The organism is Planktotalea sp. (genome assembly GCF_018607965.1).
Taxonomy (GTDB): Bacteria; Pseudomonadota; Alphaproteobacteria; order Rhodobacterales; family Rhodobacteraceae; genus Planktotalea.
Window position 1 is genome coordinate 1 of record NZ_JABBAM010000008.1, and the last position, 7,377, is coordinate 7,377.

The window sequence follows — 7,377 nt, forward strand, 5'->3', positions numbered from 1 at the left end:
GCGAACGCCGTGAGCGTCGCTAATTTAACCTGAAGAAAGGATTCTACACCATGGCTACAAAACCATTTTTCCGCCGTCGCAAAGTGTGCCCATTCTCAGGCGAGAATGCACCCGCGATCGATTATAAAGACACACGCCTTCTGCAACGCTACATTTCTGAGCGCGGCAAAATCGTGCCGTCCCGTATCACCGCAGTATCTGCGAAAAAGCAGCGTGAATTGGCTCGTGCCATCAAACGGGCCCGCTTCCTCGCGCTTCTGCCCTATGCTGTGAAATAAGGAGAACCTGATATGAAAGTTATCCTTCTTGAGCGCGTCGCAAAGCTCGGCCAAATGGGCGATGTTGTTGACGTAAAAGCTGGTTACGCACGTAACTTTTTGCTTCCACAGAACAAAGGTTTGACTGCGTCGCAGGCGAACATCGCAAGCTTTGAGGCGCGTAAAGCGCAACTCGAAGTGAACAACCTGGAAACCAAAAAAGAAGCCGAAGCAATGGCTGCTCGTTTGGATGGACAGAAGTTCATCGTGATTCGCCAAGCGTCTGATGCGGGTTACCTCTACGGGTCCGTAACAACACGCGACGCAGCTGACGCGGCAACTGACGGCGGATTCTCTGTGGATCGTAAGCAGGTTATCCTGCGAGCGCCGATTAAAGATCTGGGCCTACACGCTGTAACAGTTCGCCTTCACCCAGAAGTCGATGCTGAGATCGTTATGAACGTTGCACGTTCTACCGAAGAAGCAGAACTACAGGCATCTGGTAAATCCATCCAAGAACTCGCGGCAGAGGAAGAAGCGGAAGCTGATTTCGAAATTGCTGAACTCTTCGATGATCTCGGTTCCGCTGCAATGGACGACGATGATTTGGCACCTGCCGTATCTTCTGACGAAACAGCGCAAACAAACGAAGATTAATTTTGTTTCCGTTTAGGAAACAGACTGATTAAGATAAAGGGCCGCTAGAAATAGTGGCCCTTTATTCTTTGATAAACGCGAACACAGACACGCGGATTATTGCCGTTTTGAAGAAAGTGTTACTTCACGCTTAACCGTTTACATCACAATAGCTTGCAACCTGCGCCACTTTAGGTGCATATGACGTGAAGCAGGCTTACGTCAACATCACGGATACGTGAGCTGAATAAATAAGGTAAATGTGATGACTAATATCGATGTTTTGATTGGTGCTCGTGTTAAGGGCCGCCGCATTGCTTTGAAGATCTCCCAGACAAAGCTTGCAGAAGCAGTTGGAGTCCGGTTCCAACAAGTTCAAAAATATGAGTCGGGAGCAAACCGTGTTAGCGCATCCCGCCTATTGATGATTGCAGAAACCCTTGGCGTTTCGATTTCATACTTTTTCCAAGGTTTAGACAGCGTGAACGCGTTGGACGGCGATGCTAGCACGGCCTCCGCAGGCACGAAGTCGCCTATCAACGCTCTCTCTGACGCGCGCGTCAGCGAGATCCTAGCGCTTGTGGAAACATTGCCGACAGAACAACAAATGGCGGTTCTAGCGTTTTTACGCACACTCTCAAAGACAGCAGATACAGAAACAGCCTGACCCAATACGGCGATAATTTCGACAATTGATGTGTTTACAGACAAAACATGAGAGCCTCCGCTGATAGCCCTAACAGGTATTTACGCGGAAGTTTTCATGGATATTGTCAATCTTGGGGCGTTGGAAAAAACAGAGGCTAATTTTACCACGTTTCTTTCTGACCTTTGCGATAAACTTGAACTAGACTTTGCAACCTATTGCGCTGTGAACACAGTATCCGATCAAGTCATCGGCTTTTCTACGTACTCAGACGGCTGGAAAGAACACTACGGCGCTCAGAGATTTCAAAACACTGATCCGACGCTACATCTTCCGATGCGTTCAATTGCACCTGTTGATTGGCAGTGCCTTAGCGGACATGAGGATTTTAAGAAAGTCTTTGAACACGCTCGGGATTTTAACATTGCAGATCAGGGTCTTAGCATCCCAATCCACGGCCCATATGGTGAGATTGGCCTGATCAGTGTCACCCGTGATTGTTCATCTGATACATGGATCAAGCTGCGCAAAAATGTGATTTCAGAACTCCAAACTGCCGCGGTCACACTTCATGATACCGTGATGCAATCTGACTCGCTTGGGTATGCTTTGCGGCGCCCTCACTTGTCATCGCGTGAGTGTGAAGCGCTGCAGCGGACTGCCGCCGGTAAAAGTCAAATCGACATCGGTGATATTTTGACGATTTCGTCGCGCACAGTAGAAGTTCACGTCAGATTTGTGCGGACAAAACTTTGCGCGTTAACGACGCCTCAGGCGGTTGGTCGTGCGATAACGATGGGTTTCGTTCACCCCAAGTAGTGAACACCAGTAATTACACTCCGCCATAATTCAACCTCAAGAAAATTCGAATCAACCTATAGGTGTCCCTACGGGATTTCCCTAATAGCGCTCACTTATGGGTCCGTTAAAGATGTATTAACTATTTGGGGAAACATACGACATGATCATTTCATTAGATGGTATTATTGCCCATCACTTTGGGCCTTTGCTGAAACAAACCTACGCACTGCGCACGCGTGTTTTTCGTGATCGCTTAGGTTGGGACGTCGACGTAAAAGACGGCATGGAAATGGATGTGTTCGACACGCTAAATCCAACAACCCTTGTAAGCGTCGATGCTTCAGGCGCTGTCGTTGGCTCGATGCGCATCTTGCAAACCACGGGCCATAATATGCTTGCGGATGTCTTCTCAGCAATTCTTCAAGGCGAACCTGCACCAAGAAGCCCACTGATTTGGGAAGCAACACGCTTATGCGTAGACACTGACCGACTTAATGCCACAGGCAGCCCACGAGCACATAATTCGATCAGTTACGTCACCTCCGAGGTCATGATCGCGGCCTGTGAATACGCAATGGAAGCTGGCGTAACCGATGCGGTTGCCGTCATTGATCCGCTGATGAGTCGTGAACTAAAGCGGTCTGGCAATGCCCCTTATGACTATCTTGGCTCTCCCACGCCAATGGGGAAAGTGACGGCAATGGCAGGATTGCTGGATTGCTCGGTGGAACTGGTCAATCGTCTGCGCGAGCGGTCTGACATCAATGGCGATGTCTTTTTGAGCGAACAAGACGCCATCACACGCTTTAGTAAGACCGCGGTGCCGGCCTTATCGTCCACCGCTCAGACGTCTTTGCACACCTATCTGCAAGAGCAATTAGCAAGTGCAGAAAATCCACGCGAACTGCGCGCTGCTTTATGGATTTTGGCCGAACTAGAGCTCGCGCAACAGAGTTAATTGGCTTTGGATGCCGCCACTCACACAACCCCCTTTTAAGGCGTCCTTTGACAGTCGCACGGATCCTGAATGACAGCTCAGGGTCCGTGCATTTCTGTGGCTGCGACATCAATCATCACCATCGGGTTCGTAGCGAAGAATATCGCCCGGCTGACACTCTAAGGCCTCACAAATCGCCTCAAGCGTTTCAAATCGTACGCCTTTTACCTTGCCAGACTTGAGCAAAGACACGTTCTGAACCGTAATTCCCACACGCTCTGCCAGCTCTTTGCTGCGCATCTTGCGACGGGCGAGCATCACATCAAGCGTGACAATGATTGCCATGATACCCCTCCTGCCCGCTTACACGAATGCATTGTTTTCATCGGACAAGCGCACGGCTTCCACAAAGATGTGACCCACCGCAACGATCAAAAGTCCGATCACCAGCGCATAAACATCCGTATCATTCAGCGACAGCGTTATGCGCACATCATCTGCAATCTCATTGCCACAGTTGCTCAGACACGTCAGCGCAAGGACAGCTATTAACTCACTAAAGATGTTGACGGGTGCCAGTGCAAATACCAGCCAGCCAATTTTGCGCAAGCGTAGGGCGGCATCTAAGGTGAACACCCCTTGCGTGCAAAAGCCGCGAAAAAGCATGTACGCCACGCAACAAAACCAAAGCCCCAACGCGTCCGTTAAAAGCCAAAAAAAGACACCAATGACGCGTGTTGCAAAACTTAGCTCTGAGACAATATCGTTGATGCCCATTTCATCTAGCAGGTCGAATCCCTTCAAGCCGCCAAACAAATAGATCCCCATCGCAATAAAAACCACCGTAAGTGCCGCTATCCCAAGACCGCTAGCGAGCATTCCAAAGCCTGCAAAGCGTCGAATTTTTTCGTTCTGTTCCATTGTCTTACCTGTTCAACCATAGTTTGTCATCAAGTAGTGATTGTTTTTATTATTGTTTTGCAATAATTATTACAAGCATATCATGTATTTTCGACGATCATACATCAATGAGGAACGATATGCAGTACATTAAAACTATCGCCGCCGCGCTCTGCGTTGCGGTGCACACATCTCCTTTGTCCGCAGACATGTCTTGGGACGGTTTCTATATGGGCGTTAGCCTTGATGCAGCGCGCACCAACGCTTCCATTGCTGGCACGACGACCCATTCACGCAAAAGCGAAAGCGCAAGTGTTGGGGCCTATGCAGGCTTTAATCGCACGACCCAAAAAGGCCTCGTCTGGGGTGGAGAAATCGGCCCTTCCTCAATTGAAAGCGCACCAAACCTATCTGGTGGCGGTCTTTGCACCTCGCAGTTCAGTGGCAAAGTCTTGATTACCCCACGTTTACGCGCTGGCTTTGCAACGGGCAATTTGTTCCTCTACGGCACCGCCGGACTTGCGATTACTGATGCGGTTGTGCGCCCAGCGTCGAGCACTGATAAAGACTATGCGATTGGGGTAACATACGGCGTCGGTGCCGAGCTAGGTTTGGGCAACAACTGGTTCACACGTCTTGATTTAACGCGCACAGATTCTGGCCAAAGTGCGCAAATTTTCAATGGCCAGACGCGCGATACCATTGTTAAGATGGATAGAATCACACTTGGCCTAACCAAGAAATTCTAGGGCGAACATGTTTTCACCACTCACAAAAGCGCTCATTGCGCTGGCACTCGTGGGCAGCTTAGCGGCCTGCGACATCACGCCTGTGCGCACCATGTGGGCACTGCGCAATGTTGATCCGATGACAACCGCACCCGAAGCAATCAGCCTTGCCGTGCGCGTGCCTCACGGATTTAGCCCAAGCCCAGATGGCATTACCTTAGTTGGCACCCTTAACGCCACAGACACCCTGCCCGCTGAAACCGCGACCTTCATGATTGAACGTAACGGTAACACGGATCTACCGTCTTGGATGCGCCGCGCAAGCGCCCCGCTTTATGGTTATAAAATATCAGAGCAAGATTTGGCGACGTTTCGCTTGTATCAACGTAAAGCCGTTCTCGCCAAAGCCAGCAAACGCGGCGGCGGAATCTCTGTGAACACACAAGTGTGCCGTCTTAGCGATGATATCCCAGCAGAGATTTTAATCAGCGTCTTTATAAAGACAGCAGAAATCAGCGAAATTGTTCCCCTGTTTGAGGATCAAGACATCACTGAACATGCCAGCCGCGCCGAGATCGCAGAAATGGCCCCACTTTGTAGCTAAGCCAATAAAAAACCCCGCCTGAATAGACGGGGTTTTTCTAAATCATGAAGGGAGTGGAAATTACTCTTCTTCAAGCGCCTCAACGGCCTTTTGCAGGTCGTCTTTGCTGATCTCTTTGTCTGTGACTTGCGCCAATTCAACAATATAATCCACGACCTTATCTTCAAAAATAGGCGCGCGCATTTGCTGCTGCATCTGCTGATTTTGCTGAACGAATTCAAAGAACTCACGCTCTTGACCCGGGTACTGACGTGCCTGGTTCATCATCGCTTGTGTCATCTCTGCGTCAGTCACTTGAACTTCTGCCTTCTGACCTAGTTCTGCAAGCAAAAGACCAAGGCGAACGCGACGCTCAGCCAATGAGTTGTGCTCATCAGTTGGTTCAACCTTATCGTGGCTGTGATCATTCGGATCTAGGTCCTTGTTCTCTTCATGGAACAACTGATGGGCAATCTGGTCGGCTTCTGCTGTTACCAAAGACGGTGGCAGATCGAAGCTAACAATGTCGTCCAGCTTGTCGAGCAAGCTGCGCTTCATCACAGCGCGTGCTGCACCAACATATTCCGCCTCAAGACGCTCTTTAATCTGCTCCTTGAGGTTATCAAGGTTCTCAGCACCAAACTTAACGGCCATCTCGTCGTTAACTTCTGCTGCAACGGGCTCTTTCACTGCTTTAATTGTGCATGTGAAAATAGCTTCTTTGCCAGCAAGGTGCTCGGCTTGGTACGGTGTCGGGAACGTAACAGTTACGTCCTTCACGTCGTCTGCTTTCACACCAACAAGCTGCTCTTCAAAGCCCGGAATGAAAGAGTTGGAACCCAGAACCAATGGGTAATCTTCGCCAGCGCCGCCCTCGAAAGGAACGTCGTCAACTTTACCAAGGAAATCCATCGTGACTTGATCGCCGTCTTTGGCTTTTGAGCCCTTCTTGCGATCTTTAAAGTCTTGCGCTGTCTCAGCCAAGTTTGCCAATGCTTCTTCAACAGATGCATCGTCTGCTTTTGCGACCAAACGCTCCAGCTCAACTTTGGACAGATCAACGTCTGGAATCGCTGGAAGTGCCTCATAAGACATGGTGACGTTTACATCGTCGCCCTCTTTCCACGTTTCGCCGTCAACCATGACAACATCGGGCTGCATCGCAGGACGATCACCCGTTGTTTCAAAGTGCTCGGACATCGCGCCGTCAACCGCTTCCTGCAGGGCTTCGCCAAGTATACGTTGGCCGAATTGCTTTTTCAGCAATGGCATAGGGACTTTACCCTTACGGAAGCCCTTCATTTCGACTTCTGGGCGTGCTTCTTCAAGCTTTTCGTTAACTTTCGCAGCCAAATCAGCAGCTGGGATTGTGATTGAATAGCCGCGCTTGAGGCCTTCATTAAGTGTTTCGGTGACCTGCATGTCGTCCTTATCCATAGCATAGGGGCCGCAAAGGCGTTCGCGGCGGTCAAAATCTGGGCCTACCTACTTGGGGGTGCCTTAAGGATCAAGTGGATTCGCATCGCAAATACCGAAGATATGCTGATGATCTGGAAAGATTTTCTGTAGTTTTCTGACCGGCGATGCCCTTTGACAGCAATGCCCATCTTAAAAACGAGTTCACTATGACCAGACTTGCTGAGAATAGTGGTGCGGGTGAAAGGACTCGAACCTTCACACCTCGCGGCGCCAGAACCTAAATCTGGTGCGTCTACCAATTCCGCCACACCCGCACTGCGCGCCTCATAGCAATGCCTTTTGCGAATGGCTAGAGGAAAAGTGCAGCTTTACGAAATCGCAAGGAACGACTGCCAAAACCATTGCAGAACGATGACGCTAGATTCGCATGTGAAATGCGGTTAACTTTGTTCTTCAGGTCAAAAATGACC

The 7,377-nt window shown here is 49.8% G+C and carries 10 protein-coding genes and 1 tRNA gene; 7 read left to right on the forward strand and 4 right to left on the reverse strand.

The annotated features are described in order from the left end of the window. Positions 1-50 precede the first annotated feature (50 nt). The 5 genes from rpsR to QZ279_RS00415 all read left to right on the forward strand — a co-directional run bounded on the left by rpsR (position 51) and on the right by QZ279_RS00415 (position 3,298). Positions 51-278 carry a 30S ribosomal protein S18 gene (gene rpsR / locus QZ279_RS00395; RefSeq protein ID WP_036700444.1) on the forward strand — a complete coding sequence of 76 codons (228 nt, stop codon included), beginning with the start codon at positions 51-53 and terminating at the stop codon, positions 276-278. 12 nt (positions 279-290) lie between these two features. After that, positions 291-914: a 50S ribosomal protein L9 gene (rplI, locus tag QZ279_RS00400; RefSeq protein ID WP_293446807.1), complete on the forward strand. Its 624-nt coding sequence runs from the start codon at positions 291-293 to the stop codon at positions 912-914. Between the two features lie 244 nt (positions 915-1,158). After that, positions 1,159-1,560: a helix-turn-helix domain-containing protein gene (locus tag QZ279_RS00405; RefSeq protein WP_293446809.1), complete on the forward strand. Its 402-nt coding sequence runs from the start codon at positions 1,159-1,161 to the stop codon at positions 1,558-1,560. 96 nt (positions 1,561-1,656) lie between these two features. Then, on the forward strand, positions 1,657-2,358 hold the full coding sequence (locus QZ279_RS00410; protein WP_293446810.1) for a LuxR family transcriptional regulator: 702 nt from the start codon (positions 1,657-1,659) through the stop codon (positions 2,356-2,358). A gap of 142 nt (positions 2,359-2,500) precedes the next feature. Beyond that, positions 2,501-3,298 carry an acyl-homoserine-lactone synthase gene (locus QZ279_RS00415; protein WP_293446812.1) on the forward strand — a complete coding sequence of 266 codons (798 nt, stop codon included), beginning with the start codon at positions 2,501-2,503 and terminating at the stop codon, positions 3,296-3,298. A 108-nt stretch (positions 3,299-3,406) separates the two neighbouring features. Here the strand turns inward: QZ279_RS00415 and QZ279_RS00420 are convergent, their stop codons facing one another. After that, positions 3,407-3,622 (reverse strand): helix-turn-helix transcriptional regulator, encoded by a 216-nt coding sequence (locus QZ279_RS00420; protein WP_293446813.1) that lies wholly within the window; start codon positions 3,620-3,622, stop codon positions 3,407-3,409. A gap of 18 nt (positions 3,623-3,640) precedes the next feature. Further along, on the reverse strand, positions 3,641-4,198 hold the full coding sequence (locus QZ279_RS00425; protein ID WP_293446814.1) for a DUF2975 domain-containing protein: 558 nt from the start codon (positions 4,196-4,198) through the stop codon (positions 3,641-3,643). 119 nt (positions 4,199-4,317) lie between these two features. Here QZ279_RS00425 and QZ279_RS00430 point away from each other — a divergent pair, with 119 nt between their 5' ends. Together QZ279_RS00430 and QZ279_RS00435 are read left to right on the forward strand one after the other, a co-directional pair. Further along, on the forward strand, positions 4,318-4,926 hold the full coding sequence (locus QZ279_RS00430) for an outer membrane beta-barrel protein (protein ID WP_293446815.1): 609 nt from the start codon (positions 4,318-4,320) through the stop codon (positions 4,924-4,926). Positions 4,927-4,933: 7 nt separating this feature from the next. After that, on the forward strand, positions 4,934-5,509 hold the full coding sequence (locus QZ279_RS00435; RefSeq protein ID WP_293446816.1) for a hypothetical protein: 576 nt from the start codon (positions 4,934-4,936) through the stop codon (positions 5,507-5,509). A gap of 60 nt (positions 5,510-5,569) precedes the next feature. Here QZ279_RS00435 and tig read toward each other — a convergent pair whose 3' ends face one another. Beyond that, complete coding sequence (gene tig / locus QZ279_RS00440) at positions 5,570-6,910, reverse strand: trigger factor (protein WP_293446817.1); 1,341 nt, start codon at positions 6,908-6,910, stop codon at positions 5,570-5,572. A gap of 226 nt (positions 6,911-7,136) precedes the next feature. Beyond that, a tRNA-Leu gene (locus tag QZ279_RS00445) sits at positions 7,137-7,221 on the reverse strand. Positions 7,222-7,377: the final 156 nt, after the last annotated feature.

Coding starts and splice junctions, on each gene's coding strand:
- rpsR (WP_036700444.1), top strand. CDS start 51: ATGGCTACAAAACCATTTTTCCGCCGTCGCAAAGTGTGCCCATTCTCA.
- rplI (WP_293446807.1), top strand. CDS start 291: ATGAAAGTTATCCTTCTTGAGCGCGTCGCAAAGCTCGGCCAAATGGGC.
- QZ279_RS00405 (WP_293446809.1), top strand. CDS start 1,159: ATGACTAATATCGATGTTTTGATTGGTGCTCGTGTTAAGGGCCGCCGC.
- QZ279_RS00410 (WP_293446810.1), top strand. CDS start 1,657: ATGGATATTGTCAATCTTGGGGCGTTGGAAAAAACAGAGGCTAATTTT.
- QZ279_RS00415 (WP_293446812.1), top strand. CDS start 2,501: ATGATCATTTCATTAGATGGTATTATTGCCCATCACTTTGGGCCTTTG.
- QZ279_RS00420 (WP_293446813.1), bottom strand. CDS start 3,622: ATGGCAATCATTGTCACGCTTGATGTGATGCTCGCCCGTCGCAAGATG.
- QZ279_RS00425 (WP_293446814.1), bottom strand. CDS start 4,198: ATGGAACAGAACGAAAAAATTCGACGCTTTGCAGGCTTTGGAATGCTC.
- QZ279_RS00430 (WP_293446815.1), top strand. CDS start 4,318: ATGCAGTACATTAAAACTATCGCCGCCGCGCTCTGCGTTGCGGTGCAC.
- QZ279_RS00435 (WP_293446816.1), top strand. CDS start 4,934: ATGTTTTCACCACTCACAAAAGCGCTCATTGCGCTGGCACTCGTGGGC.
- tig (WP_293446817.1), bottom strand. CDS start 6,910: ATGCAGGTCACCGAAACACTTAATGAAGGCCTCAAGCGCGGCTATTCA.